The organism is Streptomyces subrutilus (assembly GCF_008704535.1).
Lineage (GTDB): Bacteria > Actinomycetota > Actinomycetes > Streptomycetales > Streptomycetaceae > Streptomyces > Streptomyces subrutilus.
Genome location: NZ_CP023701.1, coordinates 727,122 through 749,738, shown reverse-complemented (window position 1 = coordinate 749,738; position 22,617 = coordinate 727,122). Strand labels below are relative to the sequence as shown.

The following is a 22,617-nucleotide window of genomic DNA, read 5'->3' as shown; positions in this document are numbered from 1 at the left end:
TCGGTGAAAGCTCGATAGAAAGCGCTTTCCCGCTATCCAGGCTAGGACTGTGCAAAGTCACCGCGCAACACTCTTACGGGTGATAGAAAGCGCTTTCACTCCCGTGCAGTATGGAGCTCCACACACCGAATGAGACGATGACCCGGGAACGGGAGAGGAAGGGGTGCGACATGGCGGTGACCCTCGCCGAGGTCGCGGCGCACGCGGGAGTATCGCCCGCCACCGTCTCGCGCGTACTGAACGGCGGATATCCGGTGGCCGGCGGCACCCGGACCCGAGTGGAGCAGGCGATCGAATCGCTCGGCTACATCGCCAACGGCCCTGCTCGCGCCCTCGCGGCGGCCACCTCCGACCTCGTCGGAGTCCTCGTCCACGACGTGGCGGACAGCTTCTTCGGGATCCTGGCCGGCTCGTTGCAGCGCGCCCTGGCTCCCTCCGGCCCCGGAGCCGCCCGCAAACTCGCCGTCGTCTGCAACACGGAGGGCGCGCCGGAGACCGAACTGGCCTACCTGGCCCTCCTGGAAGGACAGCGCGCCGGAGGGATCGTCCTCACCGGCGGCGCCGTCGAGGAGCCGGAACACACCTCGGCCCTCACTGCCCGCATCGCGCGGACGGCCGCGAGCGGAGCACCGGTCGTCCTGTGCGGAAGACCGCCCCTGCCCCTCCCCGCCCACCTGCCCGTCGCCACCGTCATGTTCGACGACCACGGCGGTGCCTTCCGTCTCGCGCAACACCTGCTGGCGCTCGGGCACCGCCGCATCGCCTCCATCGCGGGCCCCCCGGGGCTGAGCACCACCCGGGAGCGACTGGACGGGCACCGGACCGCCCTGCGGCAGCACGGCCACGGCGTGGCCGACTCCTGTGCCGCTCTCACCGTGCACGCTGGATTCGAGCGCGCCGCCGGCTACGACGCCACCCGGGAACTGCTGCGCCGCGGAGCGCCCTTCACCGCGGTGGCCGCGGCGAACGACACGGTGGCCACGGGGGTTGTCGCCGCCCTGCGCGACGCGGGCATACGGATCCCCGAGGACGTGTCCGTCGCCGGTTTCGACGACCTGCCCTTCTGCGGGGACACCGCTCCCGCCCTCACGACCGTCCGGGTGCCCCTGCGCGAGGCGGGGACGCTCGCCGCCCACCTGGTCACCGGCCGCAGACCGCTGCCGCCGGGGGGCATCACCACCCTGCCGACCGAGCTCATGGTCCGCGGCTCCACGGCACCGCCCCCGGACGAGCGGAGCAGCCCGTGAAGTACGCCTTCTCCACCCTCGGCGTGCCCGGCAGGTCCGTGGAGCACTGCGCGGGGCTGGCGGCCGAACACGGCTACGACGGCCTCGAACTGCGGGCGCACCCCGAAGAGTCGTTGCACCCCGCCAGCTCCGCCACGGACCGCACCGCAGCGCTGCGGACCCTCACCCGATCGGGGGTCTCCGCCCTCGGGCTCGCGGGATACGTCCGGGTGGCCGCCGAGGCTGCGGACGAGCAGGTCCTTGCCGAGATGCGCGGGCTCGTTCGACTCGCCGCCGATCTGGAGGCACCGTACGTACGGGTCTTCCCCGGGGGCGGTGAAGTGCCGGCCGAGGCCGCCGACGCCCGTGCGGTGCGCAGGCTCAGGGCCGTGGCGCCGTTCGCCGAGCGGCACGGGGTGCGCGTCCTGCTGGAGACCCACGACTCGCACCGGACCGGCGCCGCGGCCGCCCGCGTGCTGGACGGGGTCGCACGGACCGGCGCCGGCGTGCTGTGGGACGTACTGCACACCTGGCTCGGCGGGGAGACACCGGCCGCGACCCGACGGGCGCTCGGCGCACACCTGGGCTACTTGCAGGTCAAGGACGTGGCGTCGGCAAGCGATCTCATACCGATCGGACTCGGCGACGGGGTCCTGCCCTTGGCCGGCGCGGTGGGCGTCGCGCCGCTGGACGGTTGGCTCTGCTGGGAGTACGAGAAACGCTGGTACCCCGAGGCGACGGAGCTGGCGGGGCAGCTGGCGAGGGGCCGGGAACACCTCGAACGGCTGGTGGCGGCGGGTGTGGTCGACCGCACCCGGTCGGAGCCGGCCGAGTAGGGCGGGCCGTCGGGGAGCGACCGGGTGTCGGACCTCCAGGCCCGGGGGCATGCTCCTCCCACCCGTCTCGGAGGGCGTCGGGGCGGTCGTTCCCGCTGTCCTCAGGGGCCGGTGTTCTTGCCGGCCTTCGGCCCAGCCGTCCCGGCCCGCCGCCGGACCGGCTGTCGTCGCTCGCCTTCGGGGGCGTTGTTTTGTGCTGGCCGTCGCGGAATCCGCTGCACCCTCCCGGACAGGGCCGAGCAGGCCCGCAGCCGCACGTAGCTTGGTCATCGCGTCCGCCGTCCGCCGTCCGCGGTTCGCCGTCCGCCGACGTTCGAGCCGGAGGATCACAAGGGCCGCCACGCACGCGGTCGAATGCGGTATCAACCGCGCCACAAGGCACTGCGCCGTGGCCACACGTGCGACAAGCTCACGGGGTGCTACGAGGCGGCCGGCTTCTTGGCGGCCATCACCGAGTGTCGTGACCAGCGGTCATACGCAACCGGCCAGGATGGCGTGTGGGTGTCAGGAACGCACCACGGCTCGGTCGGACTCGCTCCGAAGAACGCAGAATTCGTTGCCTTCGGGGTCGGCAAGGACTGCCCAGCCAGAGCCGTCGGGATTCCGGTGATCGCTGACAAGGGCGGCACCGACGCCGAGCAGGCGTTCCACCTCCTGCTCACGCGATGTCTCGGGGCGCAAACACAGGTGGATCCGGTTCTTGATCTTCTTGGACTCGGACACCTGGTTGAAGTAGAGCATCGGGCCCTCCGCCAGCAGTACCTGAGTCTCCTGGTCACCCGGCTTGTCGTCCGGATGCAGGGGGCGGCCGGTCACTCTGCTCCAGAACCGGGCCAGCTCGTAGGCATCCGCACAGTCGATCGCCACGTTCTGCACTACCGAAACCATGTGCTTGAGCCTTCCTCACTTCCACTCCGGGCGCCACCGAGTTGCGTTCGTCGGCGCGCTCTGGTGCCGGCCGTCTTGTGGGTGGGGGTGGGGGTCGGGTTGTGGGCCGGGTGGTGTCATCGTCTGACGGTCAGCCTCGGTAGCAGTTCCAGGTGTTCCCTCGGGCCGTCCTCCGGGTTCGCGGCCGTCAGGCGGTCCAGCAGCAGGGTCGCCGCTCGCGCGCCCACCTCGCGTTTGGCCGGGGCCACCGCCGAGAGGGGCACGTCGGCCAGTCCGGCGACCTCGTCGTCGTAGGTGATCACGGTCAGGTCCTCCGGCACCCGTATGCCCAGCGAGGTGAGGCGCGGGATCAGCATGATGGCGTCGGTGTCGCTGTGGATCAGCGCGGCCGTCACGCCGCCCTCGGTCACGGCCTCGTGCAGATAGTCGAGGGTCCGGGCGAACAGGTCCGCCTCCGACAGCGGTTCCGGTCCGGTCGTCGGCCAGAGTGCGGCGGGCTCCAGGCCGAGCGCGGTCACCGCCGCCTCGTAGCCCGCCCGCAACCGCGCCGTGGTCGGGGTGGTCCGACTGGCGAGGGCGATCCGCCGGTGCCCCAGTTCCGCCAGGTGTCGCACGGCGCACGCCGCGCCGTGGGCGTGGTCGGACGTCACCCGGTCCAGGGCCGCCGCCGGATGCCCGGGTGGAGCCCAGCGTTCGACCAGGACGGTCGGCACCGGGAGTCGCGCTGTCCAACTGCCCTCCTCGGGGGCGGGCGAGCCGGCCTCCCAGTTCGGCGTCAGCAGCAGTCCGTGCGCCCCCGTCGACAGCAGGCGGTCCGCCTGGGTCCGGTCCTCGCCGGGCAGGTACCGGGTCAGTCCCACGGTCAGCCGTGCGCCGCGCGCCTCGACCGTCTCGCGGGCGCCGCGGACGACGTCGGCGTAGTAGTACTCGGTGGTGGGCACCACCATCCCGACCACGAGCCCCTCCCCGCCACCGGAGCCGCGTACGGCCCGGGGGGCCCCGCCGGTCGCCGGGACCCGCGCGGCCTCCGCCGCGCCCCCGGGTGGGCCGCCCGCGTTCCGTTCCGCCTCCACCCGGCTGATCACCCCGTGCATGCGCTGGATCTCGCCCCGCGCCGCCATCCCCTCGATGTCGCGCCGCAGGGTGACGGGGGAGACGCCCAGCTCTTGGGCGAGGTCCACCACGCGCACGCTGCCGCGTGCCCGCACGAGCGCGAGCACGCGCGCCTGCCGCCGGTCTACGTGAGGTCTCAACGTGTCCTCCTGCTGCGGTGTCGTCCTCTGTCCCCTGCCCTCTGCCCTCTGCCCGTGTTCCCGGGCGCCCGCCTCCGGCACGGGGCACGGGGCACGGGGCACGCGGTGTGAGGTGTGAGGTGTGAGGCGTGCGGATGTGAGGTAGGCGGGTGCGAGGGACGGGCGACGGGTGCCCGCTCCGGCGGAGGACATCATAGACATCGGATGTGATCGATTCGATCGGATCCGTTCAACCGGTCGTTGACGCTGTGGTCGGTGCGTTCATATATTCGGTGGCATCCCGCACCCCACGGCATCTCGACCTCTTCCGGGAGTCAGCGCATGCTCACGCACGACCAGGACGGATTCCGGCGCGCAGGCCGCCCCCACCGCATCGTCTCGGGTGCCCTGCACTACTTCCGGGTCCACCCCGACCTGTGGGAGGACCGGCTGAGGCGGCTGCGGGCCCTCGGTGTGAACACCGTCGACACCTACGTCCCGTGGAACTTCCACGAGACCGCCCGCGGGAAGGCCGACTTCACCGGCCCGCGCGATCTGGGCCGCTTCCTGCGCCTCGCCCGAGAGCTCGGCCTCGACGCCATCGTCCGGCCCGGCCCGTACATCTGCGCCGAATGGGACTTCGGCGGCCTGCCCGCCCGGCTCCTCGCGGTGGAAGGCCTCCACCTGCGCTGTTCCGACCCGCGCTTCGAGGCCGAGGTGGACGGCTGGTTCGACCTGGTCGTCCCCGAGGTGCTGCCCCTGCTCGCGAGCCGGGGCGGACCCGTCGTCGCCGTGCAGATAGAGAACGAGTACGGTTCGTACGGCAACGACACCCGCTACCGCGCCCACGTCGAACGCGCGCTGGTCGAACGCGGCGTGGACTGCCTGCTCTTCACCGCCGACGGTCCCGAGGACGCGATGCTCCAGGGCGGCATGGTCCCCGGCCGCCTCGCCACCGCCACCTTCGGCGCGCGGCCCGCCGAACGGCTCGCTGCCCTGCGGCGCTACCAGCGGACGGGCCCGCTCGCGGCCATGGAGTTCTGGATCGGCTGGTTCGACCACTGGGGGGAGGACCACCACGTCCGAGCGGTGGACGACGCGGCCGAGTCCCTCGACGAACTCCTCGCCACCGGCGCCTCCGTCAACCTCTACATGGCCCACGGCGGCACCAACTTCGGCTTCTGGGCCGGGGCCAACCACACCGGGTCGCGGCCCGGCGACGCCGGCTACGAACCGACCGTGACCAGCTACGACTACGACGCGCCCATCGGCGAGGCCGGCGAGCTCACCCCGAAGTTCTTCGCGTTCCGCGAGGTCATCGGCGCGTACGTGCCCCTGCCCGACGAGCCGCTGCCCGAGCCGCCGCCCCGCATGGCCCCCGCCGTCGCCGTCCCCGCGGGCACGGCGGAGCTGCTCGACGGCCTCGACCGGCTCGCGGGTCCGCCGGTCCTGCGGCCCGCGCCCGAGTCCATGGAACGCCTCGGCCAGAACCACGGCCTGATCCACTACCGCACCACCGTCACCGGCCCGCGCCCCGCCATGCCCGTCCGGATCGACGGGCTCGGGGACCGCGCGTACGTCTTCGCCGACGGCGTCCCGCTCGGCGTGCTCGACCGCAACGCCCCCGACGAGGGGCTCGACCTGCCGGTCGGCGCGGCGGGCGTGGTGCTCGACGTCCTCGTACGGGCCCAGGGCCGGGTCAACTACGGGCCGCTCCTCGACGACCGCAAGGGCATCTGGCGCGGTGTCCGCCACGGCCACCAGCAGCTGTTCGAGTGGGAGATCCGCCCGCTCCCGCTCACCGACCTCTCGGCGCTCGACTGGTCGGCCGCCGCTCCGCGCGCAGACGCCGTTCCGCGCGCAGACGACGATGCGCGCGCCGCGGGCGCGTCCGGCGGGTCCGGCGCCTCCGGCGCGCCCGGAGAGGGTCGCCCGGTCTTCCACCGCTTCACCCACACCCCCGACGCCCCCGCCGACGCCTTCGTCGACCTCTCCGCCTGGGGCACCGGCCTGGTCTGGGTCAACGGCTTCCTCCTCGGCCACTACGACACCCCGCGCGGCCCGCAGCGCACGCTCTACGCCCCCGGACCGCTCTGGCAGGCCGGCGAGAACGAGATCATCGTCCTCGAACTCCAGCGCCCCGGCCCCGACCTGCCGCTGCGCGACCAGCCCGACCTCGGCCGCACCACGGTCGTCACCCTCCAGTGAGAGGAGCCCCTCACGTGAAGCGCACCAGTGCCCGCCTCGCCGACGGCCGCGAGATCCTCTACTACGACACCGACGGGGGCGCGGCCCGCGCCCACCCCGACACGCGCCCCCTCGGCGCGTCCGCCACCGCGAGCACCTCCGAGGTGCGACGCGACCCGCTGCTCGGCGACGCGGTCGTCATCGCCTCCCACCGCCAGGCGCGCACGTACCACCCGCCCGCCGACCAGTGCCCGCTGTGCCCCTCCACCGAAGGGCGGGCGAGCGAGATCCCGGCGCCGGACTACGAAGTGGCCGTGTTCGAGAACCGCTTCCCCTCGCTCGCCGGCGACACCGGCCGCTGCGAGGTCATCTGCTTCACCCCCGACCACCTGACCTCCTTCGCCGAACTCGACGAGGAGCGCGCCGCCCTGGTCCTGGCCGCCTGGACCGACCGCAGCGCCGAACTGTCCGCCCACGACGGGGTCCGGCAGGTGTACTGCTTCGAGAACCGGGGCGCCGAGATCGGCGTCACCCTCGCCCACCCGCACGGCCAGATCTACGCCTTCCCCTTCGTCACCCCCCGCACGACCCGCATGCTCGCCACCGTCGCAGCCCACCGCGAGCGCACCGGTCGCAACCTCTTCGACGAGGTGCTCGCCGACGAACGCGCCGACGGCTCCCGGATCGTCGTCGAGGGGGAGCACTGGACCGCGTTCGTGCCGTACGCGGCCCGCTGGCCGTACGAAGTGCACCTCTACCCGCACCGGCGCGTACCCGACCTGCCGGCCCTGGGCGACGCGGCGCGCGCCGAGTTCCCCCGGGTCTACCTGGACCTGCTGCGCCGCTTCGACCGGCTCTTCGACCGGCCCGCCCCGACCCCGTACATCTCCGCCTGGCACCAGGCCCCGAGCGGCGAGGGCCGGGGCGACTTCGCGCTGCACCTGGAGCTGTTCACGGTCCGCCGCACCGCCGACAAGCTCAAGTACCTGGCCGGGACGGAATCCGGCATGGAGGCCTACATGAACGACGTCCGTCCCGAGGACGCGGCCGCGCGGCTGCGCGCGGTGGCGAGCCGGTGAGCGAGGTGGCGCAGCGGTTCGAGGAGCTCTACGGGTACGCGCCCGGGGGGGTCTGGGCCGCCCCCGGCCGGGTCAACCTCATCGGCGAACACACCGACTACAACGACGGCTTCGTCCTCCCCTTCGCCCTGCCGCAGCGCACCCGGGTGGCCGCGGCCCGGCGCACCGACGGCACGCTCCGGGTGCACTCCGCCGACGTCCCGTCCGGGGTGGTCACCCTCGACCTCGCCGCACTCGACCCGGCACGGCCGCCGCAGGCCGCCGAGAGCTGGGCCGCCTACCCGGCGGGCGTGCTCTGGGCCATGCTGGACGCCGCGCTTCCGGTCGGCGGCGGCGTCGACCTGCACATCCGGTCCGAGGTCCCGACCGGCGCCGGACTCTCCTCCTCCGCAGCCCTGGAAGTGGCCACCGCGCTGGCCGTCTCCGACCTGTACGGGCTGCCGCTGAGCCGTCCCGAGCTGGCAGCGCTGGCCCGCCGCGCCGAAAACGCGTACGTCGGAGTCCCCTGTGGAGCCATGGACCAGATGGCCGCGGCCTGCGCGCGCGACGGGCACCTCCTCCACCTGGACACCCGCAGCCTCCACCAGCGGCACGTGCCCTTCGACTGCGCGGGCGCCGGACTGCGCCTCCTCGTCATCGACACGCGCGTCCGGCACGCCCTGGCCGACGGGGCCTACGCGCAGCGCCGCGCCTCCTGCCACGAAGCGGCCCGGACGCTCGGCGTCCCCGCACTGCGCGACCTGCCGTACGACGAGCTGGAGGCGGCCCTGGCCCGCCTCGCCGGGACACCGGAGCAGGCCCGCCGGGTCCGGCACGTGGTCACCGAGAACGAACGGGTGGCGCGCGTGGGGGAACTGCTGCGGGCGGGGCGGCTGCGCGAGACGGGACCGCTGCTCACGCAGGGGCACGCCTCCCTGCGCGACGACTACGAGGTGTCCTGCCCGGAACTCGACCTGGCGGTGGCCGCGGCCAATGCGGCGGGCGCCCACGGCGCCCGGATGACGGGCGGCGGCTTCGGCGGCTCGGCCCTGGCCCTGATCGAGGCGGACGCACAGGACGAGGTGGCCAGGGCGGTGCACCGGGCCTTCGCCGCCGCCGACCACGCACCGCCCCGCATCACGGCGGCGGCCCCGGCCGCGGGAGCGGCCCGGCTCCTCTAGGCCGTCTCTTTCGGATCTTGCCGGGCCCGCGACGCCTGGCACCGTGCCTGGCCGCACTGCCGGGGCGACCACGTACGTCCGGTACGCGAGCGCCCCGGCAGCACGCCCAGGCACGGCACCAGACGCCGCGGGCTCGGCCGACAAGATCCGCAAGGGACGACCTAGGCCGTCCCTTTCGGAGCGCGCCGGGCCGCCGCGCTCACGCGCCCCGGCCCGGCGGCCGCGGCCGGGAACCCTAGACTGGCCGCTTGTCGATCACGTACCGGACGAGTGCGGAGGCACCGAACACATGCGTCATCTCCCCCTGGGCAGTTCAGGTCTGCAGGTATCGGCAGTCGGGCTCGGCTGCAACAACTTCGGTGGCCGCCTCGACGCCGCGGCCACCCGCGCCGTCGTCGACGCCGCGCTCGACGCGGGCATCACCCTCCTGGACACCGCCGACATCTACGGCGGCCGGGGCGGCTCGGAGAGCCACCTCGGGCAGGTCCTCAAGGGCCGCCGCGACCAGGTCGTCCTGGCCACCAAGTTCGGCTTCTCCGGCATGGACATGGAGTACGGTCCCGCCGCCGGCTCCCTCGGCGGTCGCGCCTACGTCCGCCGGGCCGTCGAGGAGTCCCTGCGCCGCCTGGGCACCGACCACATCGACCTCTACCAGCTGCACAGCCCCGACCCGACCACCCCCGTGGCCGAGACCCTCGCCGCGCTCGGCGAGCTCGTCACCGAGGGCAAGGTCCGCTACATCGGCCACTCCAACTTCAGCGGCTGGCAGCTCGCCGAAGCCGCCCACGTCGCCCGCGAGATCGGAGCGGTCCCCTTCGTGTCGGCCCAGAACCACTGGTCGCTGCTCGAACGGTCCGCCGAGCGCGAGCTCGTACCTGCGGCCCTGCACTACGGCGTGGGCGTCCTGCCGTACTTCCCCCTCGCCAACGGCCTCCTGACGGGCAAGATCCGCCGCGGCGCCCCCGTCCCGGCCGGCTCGCGCCTCGAAGGCCGCGACGGCTACGTCACCGAGGAGCGCCTCGACGTGGTCGAGGCCCTGGCCGGACTCGCCGAGAAGTACGGCCGCAGCATCCTCGAACTAGCCATCGGCTGGCTGTCCGCGCAGCCCGGCTGCGCCTCCGTCATCGCCGGGGCCACCTCCGCCGAGCAGGTACGGGCCAACGCCGCCGTCGCCGACCGCCCGCTGGAGCCCGAGCTGCTCGCCGAGATCGACGCCGTCGCGCCGGACGTGACGGCGTGACGGACGGGCAGCCGCTGCGCTGTGCGCTGCTGGACGACCACCAGGACGCGGGGACCACCGCCGCGGACTGGTCGCCGCTCGCGGGCCGCGTCGAGGTCGTCAGCCTTCCCGGCCACACGGACGACGAGGACGAACTCGTCTCCGCCCTGGCGGACTTCGACATCGTCGTCACCCTCCGCGAGCGCGTGCCGTTCCCCGCCGCGCTCTTCGCGCGGCTGCCCCGCCTGCGCCTCCTCGTGGCCTCCGGCATGCGCAACACGGTGATCGACTACGCCGCCGCCGCACGGCACGGGGTCACCGTCTGCGGCACCGGCAGCTCCTCCGCGCCGCCCGTGGAGCTGACCTGGGCACTGCTGCTGGGACTCGCGCGCGGCCTCGTCGCCGAGAACACCGCGCTGCGGGAGGGCGGCCCGTGGCAGCAGACCGTGGGCGCCGACCTGCACGGCCGACGGCTCGGCCTGCTGGGCCTCGGGAAGATCGGCACCCGGGTCGCCCGGATCGGGCAGGCCTTCGGGATGGAGGTGGCGGCCTGGAGCCCCCGCCTCACCGAGGAGCGGGCCGCGGCCGAGGGGGTCGTGCGCGCCCCGTCCAAGGAGGAACTGCTCGCGGGCAGCGACTTCGTCTCCGTCCACCTGGCCCTGGGCGAGCGCAGCCGCGGCCTGATCGGAGCCGCGGAGCTGGCGCTGATGCGGCCGACCGCGTACCTCGTCAACACCTCCCGGTCGGCCATCGTCGACCAGGAGGCGCTGCTCGCGGCCCTGTACGCCGGCCGGATCGCGGGGGCCGGCATCGACGTGTTCGACACCGAGCCGCTGCCCGCCGGCCACCCCCTGCGCACGGCGCCCCGGCTGCTGGCCACGCCGCACCTCGGCTACGTCACGCGCGCCAACTACGCCACGTACTACGGCGACGCGGTGGAGGACATCCGCGCCTACCTCGACGGCACGCCGGTCCGGGTCCTGCCCTGATCCCGGGAGCGGCCGGCCGCCGTGCGGGGTGCGCGCGGGGCGTGCGCGCACCGCGCGCCGGCCGGGACCGGGATCACGGCGCGGGGAAGGCGTCGGCGCTGATGTGGCGCATGGGGGTGCTGGTCACGCGGTAGCGGGCGCCGTCCGGCAGGGCGGAGCGGCAGAGGCGCACCGTCAGGGGGCCGGCCCACTCGTAGCCGCGTGCCTCGCCGTGCCGCAGCAACGCGTCGGTGAGCAGCGGTCCGATGCGGTCCGCGTACCGGCCGAGCTGCCGGTGCACCTCGCGGGACAGCTCGACCTCGTACGCGTTCGGCACCACCACCCGGCTCTGGCTGCACACCACCGCCCGGGCATCGCACTCGCGCAGCAGGGCCTCCACCAGTTCGACCGGATCTCGGGGGCGGGCTCTGGCCAGGAGAGAGTCCTGCCAGCGTTCGACGGCTTCTTCCCAGCGGCTCAACGCACTGAAGGGGCTCATCACCCGCGTCTGCCCGGCGGACGGTCACTCCAGTCGGCGCGGGCACCGGTTCGGCGGCCCGCGCCGGCCGGCGGCCGGGGAAGGGGCGGACCGGCCGGGCGGCGGGAGGGGCTCCGGCCGGAGTTCCTTCGGATGGAGCAGTATGGCTCGCCGGAGAGGGGGCACACGGGCTGCGGCTGAGACCCCCACCCCCGGAGGCCCGTGTTGCTGTCCCGTGTGTCCGCCCTGATCGCCGTCCGCCTCCAAGCGGACGGAGAGGACGATGTCCCGCTCCTCGGACGTTTGTCGTACGACCGCGCCGACCCGTACGCGGTGCGGGCGCAGTTCTTCACCCGGGACACGGCCCTGCCGTCCTGGTGCTTCGACCGCCAGATGCTGGCCGAGGGCCTGCAGCGGCCGGTCGGCGAAGGGGACGTCACGTTCCGGCCCCAGTGGACGGCCGGCGGCGAGGCGGTGCGCATCGCACTGCGCGACTCCGCCGGCGGGCAGGGGGCCGTGCTGCTCCTCGACGCGCGGGCGGTCACCGCATTCCTCGACGAGACGTACGCCGTCATCGCGCCGGGGGCGGAGACCTTCGACGCCGACGGGTTCCTGGAAGAGCTCCTGGCCCGTTGAGCCGCGGCCGGCGGGTCCGGCCCGTCGGCCGGATCCCGCACGGTGAGGGATCGGCGAATGCGGGACGGGGGTGCGCCGGGGTCGGCAGTATGGGGCCATGGACCGTGGAGACGTGGGGCCGGGCGGGTCGTGGCCGGTGGTCGTGAGGGTGCCCGTGGAGCCGGTGGAGGCAGCCGTGGAGGCCGACGCGGTCGACGCGCCGGCGCGCGGGCACGGTGATGGTGCGCGGAGCCGGCGGCGTACGTCGAGGCGGCCGGCACGCTGCGGGCGGGCCGGGTCAACCGGCTGGAGTGCCGGGGCGAGGTGTACCGGATCGCCCGGACCCGCCGTCTGCTGCGCTGGGGTCCCGGAGGGCCCGAGAGCACGCGCCCGTCCGACGTCAACGGTCAGGACCCCACCCGCATCCACCTGACGCTCGACGAGGACGGCAACGTTGTCACCGGATCCCGAGCGGCCCGGGAGCGGACCCGCGCCGCCGCCGCCGTCGGCCGAGGGCGCGAAGGCGTAGCGCGGGAAGTCGGGTTCGACGATCGCGTCGACGGCCGCCAGGGCCCGGCACCGGTCGAGCAGGACCGTTGGCTCGGGCATCAGGAGAGCTGCTTGCCGACCGTTCATGCGAACGATGACAGCACGGCCGTCCCATCCGCTGTCCGGGAGCGAACTTGTTCGTGACGAACATGTTCGTTACGTTGATGCCATGGCACCGCACCCACCCGCACCCAAGAGCCGCCGCGAGCGTCCGGCCAAGCCGGCCCTCGGCCACGAGGTCATCGTCGCCGCTGCCGTCAGGATCATGCGTTCCGAAGGGCTGCAGCGCGTCACCATGCGCAGGCTGGCCACGGAGCTGGACACCGGACCCGCGTCGCTCTACGTCTACCTGGCCAACACCGCCGAACTGCACGCCGCGGTCCTGGAGGAGTTCCTCGGCGCGGTCGACCTGCGCCCGGTGACGGCCCCGGGGGACTGGCGCGACCGGCTCGCCTCGGTGCTGATCTCCTACGTCGGCGTCCTGTTCGACCACCCGGGCCTCGCGCGCTCCGCCCTGGTGGCCCGCCCCCGCGGTGCGCACTACCTCGCCCTGCTGGAGGGGATCCTGGCCCTGCTGGACGAGGGCGGCGTCCCCGCGGCGCAGGCCGCCTGGGGTGTGGACGTGCTGCTCCAGGTGGCCACCGCCACCGCCGCCGAGCAGTCCACCCGCGGCGAGGACGCCGCCGCGGCGGACGACCACTCCGCACTGGCCCGGACCCTGCGCGAGGCGCCCGCCGCCACCCATCCGCGGATCGCGGCGATCGGCGAGGACCTGATGTCCGGCACCGCGGAGCAGCGCCTGCGATGGACCTTCCGCGCGGTGGTCAACGGCGCGCTGACCACGCCCCGGGACCCGGCCTGACCCCCTCGGGCAGGGCCCTCCCACCCCTTCGCACACCCCGACGAAAGAATGCGTGACGTTCATGGAACACCGTCCGATCGCCGTCATCGGCGGCGGCCTCGGGGGCCTGGCCCTCGCCCGCGTGCTGCACGTGCACGGCATCGACGCCCGCGTCTTCGACCTGGAGCCCTCCGCCTCCGCCCGCACCCAGGGCGGCATGCTCGACATCCACGAGGAGACCGGTCAGGCCGCCCTCCGCGAGGCCCGGCTGTACGAGGGCTTCCGGGCCAAGGTCCATCCCGGCGGCCAGGCGCTGCGCGTCCTCGACCGGTACGCGCACGTCGTGCGGGAGGAACCGGACGACGGGGACGGCGGGCGTCCCGAGATCGACCGGGGCGACCTGCGCGACCTCCTGCTCTCCTCGCTCCCCGAGGGCGCCGTCCGGTGGAACGCCAAGGCCGTCTCGTGCCGGGCGCTCGGGGACGGGAGGCACGAGGTGGTGCTCGCCGACGGCACGGCCTTCACCACCGGTCTGCTGATCGGCGCCGACGGCGCCTGGTCGCGCGTGCGCCCGCTGCTCTCGGCGCGGACCCCCGACTACACCGGCGTCTCGTTCGTCGAACTCGACCTGCACGACGCGGACGCCCGCCACCCGGACAGCGCCCGGTTGATCGGCGGCGGCATGTTCTTCGCGCTCGGTGAGGAGAAGGGCTTCCTCGCCCACCGGGAGACCGACGGCAGCCTCCACGTGTACGTCGCCCTGCGCACGCCGGAGGCGTGGCTGGGGACCGTCGACTTCACCGACGCCGGCGCGGCCAAGGCCGCGCTGCTGCGGCACTTCGACGGCTGGGACCCCGCCCTGCGCCGGCTCGTAGCCGACGCCGACGGCCCGCTCGTGCCCCGCCGCATCCACGCCCTGCCCGTACAGCACCGCTGGCCCAGGACCCCGGGGGTCACGCTCCTGGGAGACGCGGCGCACCTGATGTCGCCCTTCGCCGGGGAGGGCGCCAACCTCGCCCTCGCGGACGGGGCCGACCTGGGCCGTTGCCTGGCCGGGCATCCCGGCGACACGGAAGCGGCCCTGACGGCCTACGAGCAGATCCTCTTCCCGCGCTCCGAGGAGACGGCGCGGCAGTCGGCCGAGGGGCTGGAGACGATCTTCGCCCCCGATGCCCCGCAGCCCCTGGCCGACATGTTCGCCCGGTTCGACGCCGCCCCGAGGTGACCGGCGGACGGAGCCGCCGGACGCCACGGGCCGGGGCGCCGCAGTCGAAGGGGCCGTGACCGGCCGCCGCAGCGCCGCAGTGCCTCAGAGCCAGCCCGGCAGGACGAAGAGCAGCCACGTGACGGGTGGTGCGACGGCGGCCATGCACAGCCCCCACTGCATCAACCGCCGGAAGACCGCGCCGCGTTGCTCGGCCGGTGCGCTGGCCGTGACCAGCGCGCCGCTGGTGGAGATGGGCGAGGAGTCCACGACGGAAGAGGAGATGGCGAGCGCCGTGATCAGCCCCACCGCGCCGATCTCGCCGCTGAGGAGGAACGGGACGGCGATCGGGATGAGCGCGCCGAGTATCCCGGTGGTGGAGGCGAAAGCCGAGACCACGGAGCCGATGAGGCAGATCAGCAGGGCGCCGAGGAGCGGCGCTCCGATGCCGGCGACCTCCTTGCCGAGGTAGTCGATGGTGCCGATCCGCTCCATCATGCCGACGAACGTGACGATGCCGCAGACCAGCAGGACGGTGGACCAGGCGCAGCGGTCGACGGCCCCCTTGGAGGAGGCGGGGGAGACGAGCGACAGCACGACCGTCACCGTCATGGCGAGCAGTCCGACGTTCAAGTCGAAGAACAGGGCCCCGACGACCAGGCTCAGCAGGCCGAGCAGGGTGAGCAGCCGGGCCGTGTCGAGACGCGGGTCGGCGGCGGGGTCGGTGCCCGGTCCGGCGCCGGGTTGGGGGCCCGGCCGGGTGAGCGTGAGCGTGCCGGGCTCGGCCGCGGCGGCCGCGCCGGCCGAACCCCCGGCGGCGGATCCGCCGCCGGTGCTCGGTTCGTCGCCCGGCCCGGTGCGCGGTCCGTGGTGCGTTGCGGCGCGGGTGCCCGTGGTGCCGGGCGCGGGCGTCGGGTCCTGGGCCCGTCGGCCGATGAGCCGCCGCCCGCCGAAGAGCAGGAACACCACACCGCTGAGGACGACGTTGAAGGCGAAGGAAGCGGCGAAGAGCAGTGCGGGGTTGCCCGCCAGGCCGTTGCGTTCGACCACGCCGTTGGTGATGCTGCCGAAGATGCCGATCGGTGAGAAACCGCCGGCGCTCGCGCCGTTGATGACGAACAGGCCCAGCAGGACGGGATGGATCTTGTAGCGGGCGGCGAACCCCATGCCGATCGGGGCCACGATGGCGACGGCGGCCGGGACGACCGCGCCGACCGCGGTCAGTGCGGCCGTGATCAGGAACATCACCCAGGGGATGAGCGCGATCCTGCCGCGCACGGCCCGGGTCGAGGCGTGGACGAGCCAGTCCACCGTCCCGTTGTTCTTGGCTATGGCGAACAGGAACGTGACGCCGACGAGGACGACGAACAGATCGCCGGGGAAGCCCCCGAAGATGTCGTCCGCGGACTGGTCGAAGAAGAGGGTGCCGGTGATGAACGCGGCACCGATGGCGAGTGCTCCCATGTGCACTGAGGTGAACGTCGCGACGGTGAACACCAGTACCAGCGCGATGAGGGCTATGACGTGATCGGACACGAGGCTTCCTCGCCTTCGGTCGACGGTCGCTGTCCGGGCGCGCCGGGGCCGCTCGCCGGGGCGGGCCCGGGAGGCAGGGGCGCGGGGACAGGACGGGTGGAGGCGCGGCACACCGCCGACACCCCGTCAATTCCGTTATGCGGAATTGGAATTCCGTGATGAGGGGTATCGAAGACCCGCCCGACCGGGTTCGTCAAGAGGTGTCACGGAAGTTCCCCCACGGCCGGCGGCGGCCCGCCCCGCGCGTCCCGTCCCGCCGTCAGCCGCCCTGCGCGCGCCCCAGGGCCGCGCCCACCGTCGCCGCGGCCTCGCGCAGTGCCGCTCCGAAGGCGACCTGGGACTGGGCCGTCATCCTGCTGGTCGGGACGTTGATGCTGATGCTCGCCACCGGTACTCCGGTCTCCGGGACGACGGCCGCGGCGACCGCGGAGACGTCGTCGCGCCACTCGCCCGCGTTGGTCGCGTAGCCCCGCAGCCTGATCTCGGCCAGCTCGGCCCGCAGTCCGGCCGGGTCGACGATCGAGGTGTCGGTGAACCGGGCCAGTCCGTCGGCGATGTAGCGCTCCACGGTCTCGGCGGGGCCGGCCGCGAGCAGGGCCTTCCCGTTGGCCGAGGCGTGCGCGGGCAGGTTCTGGCCGAGCGGCAGGATGATGCGCACCGGTTTGCTCGTCTCCAGGCGCTCGATCAGGACGATGTTGCCGCCCTCCGGCACCGCGAGGTGCACGGTCTCGTCGGTCCGCCGCCGCAGCTCCTCCATCACCGGTACCGCGATGTCGCGCAGCCCCAGTTCGCCGGTGGCCTGCCGTCCCACGTGCAGGGCCTTGGTGCTGACCAGCCACCGGGTGGGGGCGCCGGACGCCGGACGGATCCAGCCCGCCGTGTGCAGGGTGAGCAGGGCGCGCTGCACCGTGCTCTTGGGCAGTTCCATGGCCCGCGCCAGGTCGGCCACGCCGATCGGCTGCCGCGCCGCGACCTCTTCGAGGACCCGCAGTGCGTTGAGGACGCTCTGCATCCATTGACTCCTTCAGTCGGCCGTGTCTAAGCTCCGCCGTGCCACTTGACGGTACACCGTGCCACATCATGGCACAAGCTCAGCGAGGAGCTCCGCACATGCCCACGCGCACCGGTCGCCACTTCCTCCAGATCCCCGGCCCCACGAACGTGCCGGACCAGGTGCTGCGCGCCATGGCCGCGCCCACCATCGACCACCGCGGACCCGAGTTCGCCGCGATGACGGCCCGTCTGCTCGACGTGGTCAAGCCCGTCTTCGGCACCTCGGGACCCGTCGTGATCTACCCCGCCTCCGGCACCGGCGCGTGGGAGGCCGCCCTCGTCAACACCCTCAGCCCCGGTGACCGCGTGCTGTGCTTCGAGACCGGGCACTTCGCCACGCTCTGGCAGGAGATGGCCGCCGCCCTCGGCCTCCACGTCACCCTCGTCCCGGGGGACTGGCGCCGCGGGGCCGACCCGGAGGAGCTCGCCCGGCGGCTCGCCGCGGACACCGCCCACCGCGTCAAGGCGGTCTGCGTCGTGCACAACGAGACCTCCACCGGCGTCACCAGCCGGATCGCCGACCTGCGCCGCGCCCTCGACGCCGCCCGACACCCCGCGCTGCTGCTCGTCGACACCATCTCCTCGCTCGGCTCCATCGACTACCGGCACGACGAGTGGGGCGTCGACGTCACGGTCGCCGGATCGCAGAAGGGACTGATGCTGCCGCCCGGCCTGAGCTTCAACGCCGTCAGCGACAAGGCGCTGGCCGCCTCGAAGACCTCCCGGCTGAAGAAGTCCTTCTGGGACTGGGCCCCCGTCCTCGAAGCGAACCGGCGGGGCTTCTTCCCCTACACCCCGGCCACCAACCTGCTCTACGGGCTGGCCGAAGCGCTGGACATGCTCGCCGCCGAAGGGCTGTCCCAGGTCTACGCCCGGCACGCCCGGCACGCCGCGGCCACCCGGGCCGCCGTCCGCGGCTGGGGGCTGGAAGTGCTGTGCGCCGACGAACGCGAGCACTCCGGCTCGCTCACCGCCGTGCTGATGCCCGACGGACACGACGCCGACAAGGTGCGCAAGATCATCCTGGAGCGGTTCGACATGTCGCTCGGCGCCGGGCTCGGCCGGCTCGGCGGCCGCGTCTTCCGGATCGGGCACCTGGGCCACTTCAACGACCTGACCCTCGCCGGCACGCTCGCCGGAGTGCAGATGGGCCTGGACCTCGCCGGCTTCCCGGTCGACCCGACCGGGCTCGGCGCCGCCCTGGAGGTCCTGCGCACCGGATGACGCCCGGCGCCGTACCGGCCCCGCTCCTCCGCCCGCCCCCCACCCCCTGCCCGCCGCCCCGCCCGACCACCGCCGTCCGTCCACCGCAGGAGCTGGAGCCGCGCCCATGACACCGCCCACCGCAGACACCCCCTCCGCCCGGCAGCCCGCCGCGGCACCCGCCGACCGCGACCTGGAACAGCGGTTGCGCCGCGACCTCGACGGTGACGTCGCCTTCGACGACTACACCCGCCACCTCTTCTCCCGCGACGCCAGCATGTACGCCATCACCCCGCGCGGCGTCGTCTTCCCCCGCCACTCCGGTGACATCGAGGCCGCCGTCGCCGCGGCGGCCGCGTACGGCGTCCCGCTGCTGGCGCGCGGTGCGGGCACCAGCCTCGCCGGGCAGACGGTCGGCCCCGGACTCGTCCTGGACCTGTCGCGCCACATGAACCGGGTCCTGGAGGTGGACCCCGAAGGCCGCACGGCGCTGGTGGAGAGCGGCGTCGTGCAGGACCAGCTCAACCGCGCCGCCGCCCCCCACGGGCTGATGTTCGGCCCCGACACCTCCACCAGCAGCCGCGCCACCATCGGCGGCATGATCGGCAACAACTCGGCCGGCAGCGGGTCGCTGCGCTACGGCATGACCATCGACCACGTCCGCGCCCTCGACGTCGTGCTCTCCGACGCCAGCACGGCCCGCCTGGAGCCCGTCGACGAGACGGAACGCAAGCGCCGCGCCGACCTGCCCACCCTGGAGGGACGGCTCTACCGGGAACTGCCCGAGCTCGTCCGGACCAACGCGGCCGCCATCGCCGAGGGGTTCCCGCGGTTCTGGCGCCGGGCCTGCGGCTACCGGCTGGACCGGCTGGCCCGCGACGACGTCCCGTTCGACCTCGCGAAGTTCGTCGTCGGCTCGGAAGGCACCCTCGCCATCGCCTCCCGCGCCCTGGTCGACCTGGTGCCCAGGCCCCGCCGCACGGTGATCGCCGTCGGCCACTTCACCTCCGTCGCCGGAGCCATCGAGGCCACCGAATCCGCGCTGTCCTGCGACCCGGCCGCCGTGGAGCTCATGGACCGCACGATCCTCGACCTCTCCCGGCAGAAGATCGAGTACGCCTCCCTGGGCGCCCTGCTCGAAGGCGACCCCGAAGCCCTGCTCTTCGTCAGCTTCACCGGCGAGGACGAGACCGAACTGCACGACCAGATGCGCCAGTTGACGACCCTGTGGAAGCGGCACGGGCACGGCTACCACACCCTCCAGGCCGTCACCCCCGCCCAGCAGGGCGCACTGCTCAAGGTCCGCAAGGCGGGCCTCGGGCTGCTGATGGCCGCGGGCGAGGGCACCCGCAGGCCGCTCGCCTTCGTCGAGGACACCGCCGTCGACCCCGCCCACCTCGCCGCCTACACGCGCCGCTTCAAGGAGATCCTGGACGGGCACGGCCTCACCGCGGGCTTCTACGGGCACTGCTCCGTCGGCTGCCTCCACATCCGGCCGTTCATCGACCTCGCCGACCCCGCCCAGGTCGCCACCATGCGGACGGTGGCCGAGCTGATCAAGGACCTCGTCACCGAGTACGGCGGCGTCAACTCCAGCGAACACGGAGACGGCCTCGCCCGCAGCGAGTTCAACCGGGAGATCTTCGGTGACACGCTCTACGAGGCGATGCGCCAGGTCAAGCGCATCTTCGACCCGCACGACCTGATGAACCCGGGCAAGATCGTGGACGCGCCCGCGATGACCGACCACCTCCGCGACGCCGCCCTGCCCCCCGCGCCCGAACTGCGCACCCGCCTCGCCTTCGACGTCGTCGGCGGCATGCGCGGCGCGGCCGACCGGTGCATGAACATCGGACTGTGCCGCAAGAGCGGCAGCGGCGTCATGTGCCCCTCCTACATGGCCACCCGCAACGAGGAGGACTCCACGCGGGGCCGCGCGGGCGCGCTGGTCAAGGCCCTGTCCGAACCCGACCCCCGCAAGGCCCTCGGCGACGAACGGCTGCACGAGGTCCTCGACCTGTGCCTGATGTGCAAGGCGTGCAAGAGCGAGTGCCCGCTCGGAGTGGACATGGCCTCGCTGAAGGCCGAGGCGCTCTCCCACCACCACGATCTGCACGGCGTCCCCCTGCGGTCCCGGATCTTCGGCTCGATCCGCTTCCTCAACCGCCTCGGCTCCGCCACCGCGCCCCTGTCCAACCTCCCGGGCACCCTGCGCCCGCTGCGCCTGCTCATGGGCCGCCTGCTCGGCATCACCCCGGCCAGGCCCCTGCCCCGCTTCGCCCGGCGCAACCTGGTGCGCTGGTTCCGCCGGCACCGCGCCGGGGCCGCGCCGCACCGGCCCGCGACACAGGGCGTCGTCACGTACCTCGCCGACTCCTTCACCACCTACACCGAACCCACCATCGGCAGCGCGGCCATCGAACTCCTCGAACACGCGGGCTGGGAGGTGAGGTTGGAGAACCGCGGCTGCTGCGGCCGGTCCAGCCTGTCCAAGGGGCTGATCGACGACGCCAACGAGAAGGCGTTCAAACTCGCCCACCTCCTCGCCGAGACCACCCCCGCCGGATCGCCCGTGGTCGGCTGCGAGCCCTCCTGCCTCATGACCCTGCGCGACGAGCACCTGGCGATGCTGCCGAACGACACGGCCGTCCAGGACGTCGCCGGACGCGTCCGCCAGGTCGAGGAACTCCTGATCGAAGCGCTCGACGACGGACGGCTGCGCCTGAGCGAGGACGCCTGGCCCGCCGGCAAGCGGCTCCTCTACCACGGACACTGCCACCAGAAGGCCGAGGTCGGGACGGCGGCCACCGTCGAGCTGCTGCGCCGCATCCCCGGCGCGGACGTGGTCGAGGTCGACGCCGGGTGCTGCGGGATGGCCGGCTCCTTCGGCTTCGAGGCGGAGCACTACGACCTCTCCATGCAGGTCGGCGCCGACCGGCTGTTCCCGGCGATCGAGGCGGAACCTGACGAGACCGTGATCGTCGCCACCGGGGTCTCCTGCCGCCAGCAGATCTTCCACGGCACCCGGCGCGACGCCTGGCACCCGGTCCAGCTGGTCCACGAGGCCCTGGCCGCTCCCGCGCCGCCCGCCGACCGGGGCTGACCGGAGGGGGTGATCATGGGGCGACCGGGTAGCCGCAGGGCGTGATCACGGTCGGTGTCGAAGAAGAGTACTTGCTGGTGGACCCGTACAGCGGGCTGCCCGTGCCCCTCGTGGAGGACGTGCGGCGCACGGCCGGCCTCGGCCCGCTCGCGGAGCGGGCCGAGGTCCAGGACGAGCTGCTGCAGGCCCAGGTCGAGGTGGCCACGCCCGTCTGTTCGAGCCTGGAGGAGGTGGGGGGCCACCTCCTGCGGCTGCGCCACGCGGTGGCCTCGGCCGCCGAGGCCAACGGCTGCCGGATCGCCGCCACCGGCGCGGCGCCCGTACGCGGAACCGGCCCGGTGCCCGTGACGCCGAACCCGCGCTACCTGCGGATGGTGGGGGAGGCCCGGCAACTGGTCGACGAACACCTGATCAGCGGCATGCACGTGCACGCGGCCGTCCCGGACCCCGAAACGGGCGTGGCCGTGCTGAACCGGATCCGGGGCTGGCTGCCGACCCTGCTGGCCATGTCGGCCAATTCGCCGCTCTGGGACGCGCAGGACACCGGCTTCGCCAGCTGGCGGACCATCGTCTTCGGCCGCTGGCCGGTCAGCGGGCCGCCGCCCCGCTTCGAGGGGATCGACGACTACGAACAGCGGCTGGAGGCCCTGGTGGCGTCCGGGGTGATCGCCGACCGGGGCCAGGTCTACTGGCAGGCACGGCTCTCCGACCGGTACCCCACCGTCGAGGTGCGGTGCCTCGACGTCCAGCTCAGGGCCGATGACGCTGTCATGTTCGCCGGCATCGTCCGCGCCCTCGTCGCCACCGCGATCGCCGACGAGAAGGCCGGCCTCCCCCTGCCCCGGTGCGCCCCGGAGCTGCTCCAGGCGGCGAACTGGCACGCCGCGCGGTACGGCCTCAACGGCACCCTCGTCGACCCCCACGGCCGCTCCCGCAGCAGCGGCGACGTGCTCTGCTCCCTGCTCGGCCACATCACGGCGGCCCTGGAGGACGCCGGGGACCTCCGACAGGTGAGCGCCCTCGTCCACCGGCTGCTGCGCGAGGGCACCCCCGCCGACCGCCAGCGCCGGGCCCTGGCCGAAGAAGGCATGCCGGGGGTCATCGGCCTGGTCACGGACGCCGCCGCGGCCGCGTGAGAGCCCGCCGAGCCGTCCGGCGCGACCGGCGCGGGGCTGACGGAGGTGGCCCCGGCACACGGGTTGCTCGTACGCTTCCGGGAGCGAAGATCGTGACCGAAGGG

18 protein-coding genes and 1 pseudogene are annotated in these 22,617 nt (G+C 73.7%); 14 read left to right on the top strand and 5 right to left on the bottom strand.

What is annotated here, in order from left to right:
* The first annotated feature begins 170 nt into the window (after positions 1 to 170).
* A complete protein-coding gene (locus CP968_RS03235) occupies positions 171 to 1,247 on the top strand; it encodes a LacI family DNA-binding transcriptional regulator (protein ID WP_150516537.1) in 1,077 nt (358 codons plus the stop codon).
* On the top strand, positions 1,244 to 2,062 hold the full coding sequence (locus CP968_RS03230) for a sugar phosphate isomerase/epimerase family protein (protein ID WP_150516536.1): 819 nt from the start codon (positions 1,244 to 1,246) through the stop codon (positions 2,060 to 2,062). Before CP968_RS03235 ends, CP968_RS03230 begins: the two co-directional genes overlap by 4 nt.
* A 504-nt stretch (positions 2,063 to 2,566) precedes the next feature.
* On the opposite strand, the gene CP968_RS03225 is transcribed toward CP968_RS03230, so the two are convergent.
* Positions 2,567 to 2,950, bottom strand: coding sequence for a VOC family protein (locus CP968_RS03225; protein WP_150516535.1), 384 nt, complete (start codon positions 2,948 to 2,950; stop codon positions 2,567 to 2,569).
* Positions 2,951 to 3,066: 116 nt separating this feature from the next.
* Positions 3,067 to 4,203, bottom strand: coding sequence for a substrate-binding domain-containing protein (locus tag CP968_RS03220; RefSeq protein ID WP_150516534.1), 1,137 nt, complete (start codon positions 4,201 to 4,203; stop codon positions 3,067 to 3,069).
* 321 nt (positions 4,204 to 4,524) lie between these two features.
* On the opposite strand from CP968_RS03220, the gene CP968_RS03215 reads away from it, so the two are divergent.
* The 5 genes from CP968_RS03215 to CP968_RS03195 all read left to right on the top strand — a co-directional run bounded on the left by CP968_RS03215 (position 4,525) and on the right by CP968_RS03195 (position 10,816).
* Positions 4,525 to 6,390, top strand: a complete 1,866-nt coding sequence (locus CP968_RS03215) for a glycoside hydrolase family 35 protein (RefSeq protein WP_150516533.1) — start codon at positions 4,525 to 4,527, stop codon at positions 6,388 to 6,390.
* Positions 6,391 to 6,404: 14 nt separating this feature from the next.
* On the top strand, positions 6,405 to 7,448 hold the full coding sequence (galT, locus tag CP968_RS03210) for a galactose-1-phosphate uridylyltransferase (protein WP_150516532.1): 1,044 nt from the start codon (positions 6,405 to 6,407) through the stop codon (positions 7,446 to 7,448).
* Entirely contained in the window at positions 7,445 to 8,608 is a 1,164-nt protein-coding gene (galK, locus tag CP968_RS03205; protein WP_150516531.1) for a galactokinase, read from the top strand. Before galT ends, galK begins: the two co-directional genes overlap by 4 nt.
* A gap of 289 nt (positions 8,609 to 8,897) precedes the next feature.
* The gene (locus CP968_RS03200; protein ID WP_150516530.1) at positions 8,898 to 9,848 is read left to right on the top strand and encodes an aldo/keto reductase; all 951 of its coding nucleotides are present in this window, start codon (positions 8,898 to 8,900) and stop codon (positions 9,846 to 9,848) included.
* Positions 9,845 to 10,816 (top strand): D-2-hydroxyacid dehydrogenase family protein, encoded by a 972-nt coding sequence (locus tag CP968_RS03195; protein ID WP_229885829.1) that lies wholly within the window; start codon positions 9,845 to 9,847, stop codon positions 10,814 to 10,816. Before CP968_RS03200 ends, CP968_RS03195 begins: the two co-directional genes overlap by 4 nt.
* A 73-nt stretch (positions 10,817 to 10,889) precedes the next feature.
* Here the strand turns inward: CP968_RS03195 and CP968_RS03190 are convergent, their stop codons facing one another.
* Complete coding sequence (locus CP968_RS03190; RefSeq protein ID WP_150516529.1) at positions 10,890 to 11,294, bottom strand: DUF3662 domain-containing protein; 405 nt, start codon at positions 11,292 to 11,294, stop codon at positions 10,890 to 10,892.
* Positions 11,295 to 11,495: 201 nt separating this feature from the next.
* Here CP968_RS03190 and CP968_RS03185 point away from each other — a divergent pair, with 201 nt between their 5' ends.
* The 4 genes and pseudogenes from CP968_RS03185 to CP968_RS03170 all read left to right on the top strand — a co-directional run bounded on the left by CP968_RS03185 (position 11,496) and on the right by CP968_RS03170 (position 14,503).
* On the top strand, positions 11,496 to 11,909 hold the full coding sequence (locus CP968_RS03185; RefSeq protein ID WP_150516528.1) for an SsgA family sporulation/cell division regulator: 414 nt from the start codon (positions 11,496 to 11,498) through the stop codon (positions 11,907 to 11,909).
* Positions 11,910 to 12,149: 240 nt separating this feature from the next.
* A pseudogene (locus tag CP968_RS34370) lies at positions 12,150 to 12,581 on the top strand (DUF5954 family protein); the annotation flags it as partial.
* 25 nt (positions 12,582 to 12,606) lie between these two features.
* On the top strand, positions 12,607 to 13,299 hold the full coding sequence (locus CP968_RS03175) for a TetR/AcrR family transcriptional regulator (RefSeq protein WP_150516527.1): 693 nt from the start codon (positions 12,607 to 12,609) through the stop codon (positions 13,297 to 13,299).
* 61 nt (positions 13,300 to 13,360) lie between these two features.
* Positions 13,361 to 14,503, top strand: a complete 1,143-nt coding sequence (locus tag CP968_RS03170; protein ID WP_150516526.1) for an FAD-dependent oxidoreductase — start codon at positions 13,361 to 13,363, stop codon at positions 14,501 to 14,503.
* Between the two features lie 84 nt (positions 14,504 to 14,587).
* Here CP968_RS03170 and CP968_RS03165 read toward each other — a convergent pair whose 3' ends face one another.
* Together CP968_RS03165 and CP968_RS03160 are read right to left on the bottom strand one after the other, a co-directional pair.
* The gene (locus tag CP968_RS03165; protein WP_150516525.1) at positions 14,588 to 16,018 is read right to left on the bottom strand and encodes an SLC13 family permease; all 1,431 of its coding nucleotides are present in this window, start codon (positions 16,016 to 16,018) and stop codon (positions 14,588 to 14,590) included.
* 259 nt (positions 16,019 to 16,277) lie between these two features.
* Positions 16,278 to 17,030, bottom strand: coding sequence for an IclR family transcriptional regulator (locus CP968_RS03160; RefSeq protein WP_150516524.1), 753 nt, complete (start codon positions 17,028 to 17,030; stop codon positions 16,278 to 16,280).
* A 98-nt stretch (positions 17,031 to 17,128) separates the two neighbouring features.
* Here CP968_RS03160 and CP968_RS03155 point away from each other — a divergent pair, with 98 nt between their 5' ends.
* The 3 genes from CP968_RS03155 (at position 17,129) to CP968_RS03145 (ending at position 22,513) form a co-directional block, all read left to right on the top strand.
* Positions 17,129 to 18,295: a pyridoxal-phosphate-dependent aminotransferase family protein gene (locus CP968_RS03155; protein ID WP_150516523.1), complete on the top strand. Its 1,167-nt coding sequence runs from the start codon at positions 17,129 to 17,131 to the stop codon at positions 18,293 to 18,295.
* A gap of 106 nt (positions 18,296 to 18,401) precedes the next feature.
* Positions 18,402 to 21,377, top strand: a complete 2,976-nt coding sequence (locus CP968_RS03150) for an FAD-binding and (Fe-S)-binding domain-containing protein (protein ID WP_150516522.1) — start codon at positions 18,402 to 18,404, stop codon at positions 21,375 to 21,377.
* Between the two features lie 41 nt (positions 21,378 to 21,418).
* Complete coding sequence (locus CP968_RS03145) at positions 21,419 to 22,513, top strand: carboxylate-amine ligase (RefSeq protein WP_150516521.1); 1,095 nt, start codon at positions 21,419 to 21,421, stop codon at positions 22,511 to 22,513.
* Positions 22,514 to 22,617: the final 104 nt, after the last annotated feature.

Bases quoted from the DNA above. Each gene is read 5' to 3' on its own strand.
- CP968_RS03150 (WP_150516522.1), top strand. From the start codon at position 18,402: ATGACACCGCCCACCGCAGACACCCCCTCCGCCCGGCAGCCCGCCGCG.
- CP968_RS03200 (WP_150516530.1), top strand. From the start codon at position 8,898: ATGCGTCATCTCCCCCTGGGCAGTTCAGGTCTGCAGGTATCGGCAGTC.
- CP968_RS03160 (WP_150516524.1), bottom strand. From the start codon at position 17,030: ATGCAGAGCGTCCTCAACGCACTGCGGGTCCTCGAAGAGGTCGCGGCG.
- CP968_RS03215 (WP_150516533.1), top strand. From the start codon at position 4,525: ATGCTCACGCACGACCAGGACGGATTCCGGCGCGCAGGCCGCCCCCAC.
- CP968_RS03235 (WP_150516537.1), top strand. From the start codon at position 171: ATGGCGGTGACCCTCGCCGAGGTCGCGGCGCACGCGGGAGTATCGCCC.
- CP968_RS03155 (WP_150516523.1), top strand. From the start codon at position 17,129: ATGCCCACGCGCACCGGTCGCCACTTCCTCCAGATCCCCGGCCCCACG.
- CP968_RS03190 (WP_150516529.1), bottom strand. From the start codon at position 11,294: ATGAGCCCCTTCAGTGCGTTGAGCCGCTGGGAAGAAGCCGTCGAACGC.
- CP968_RS03175 (WP_150516527.1), top strand. From the start codon at position 12,607: ATGGCACCGCACCCACCCGCACCCAAGAGCCGCCGCGAGCGTCCGGCC.
- CP968_RS03225 (WP_150516535.1), bottom strand. From the start codon at position 2,950: ATGGTTTCGGTAGTGCAGAACGTGGCGATCGACTGTGCGGATGCCTAC.
- CP968_RS03170 (WP_150516526.1), top strand. From the start codon at position 13,361: ATGGAACACCGTCCGATCGCCGTCATCGGCGGCGGCCTCGGGGGCCTG.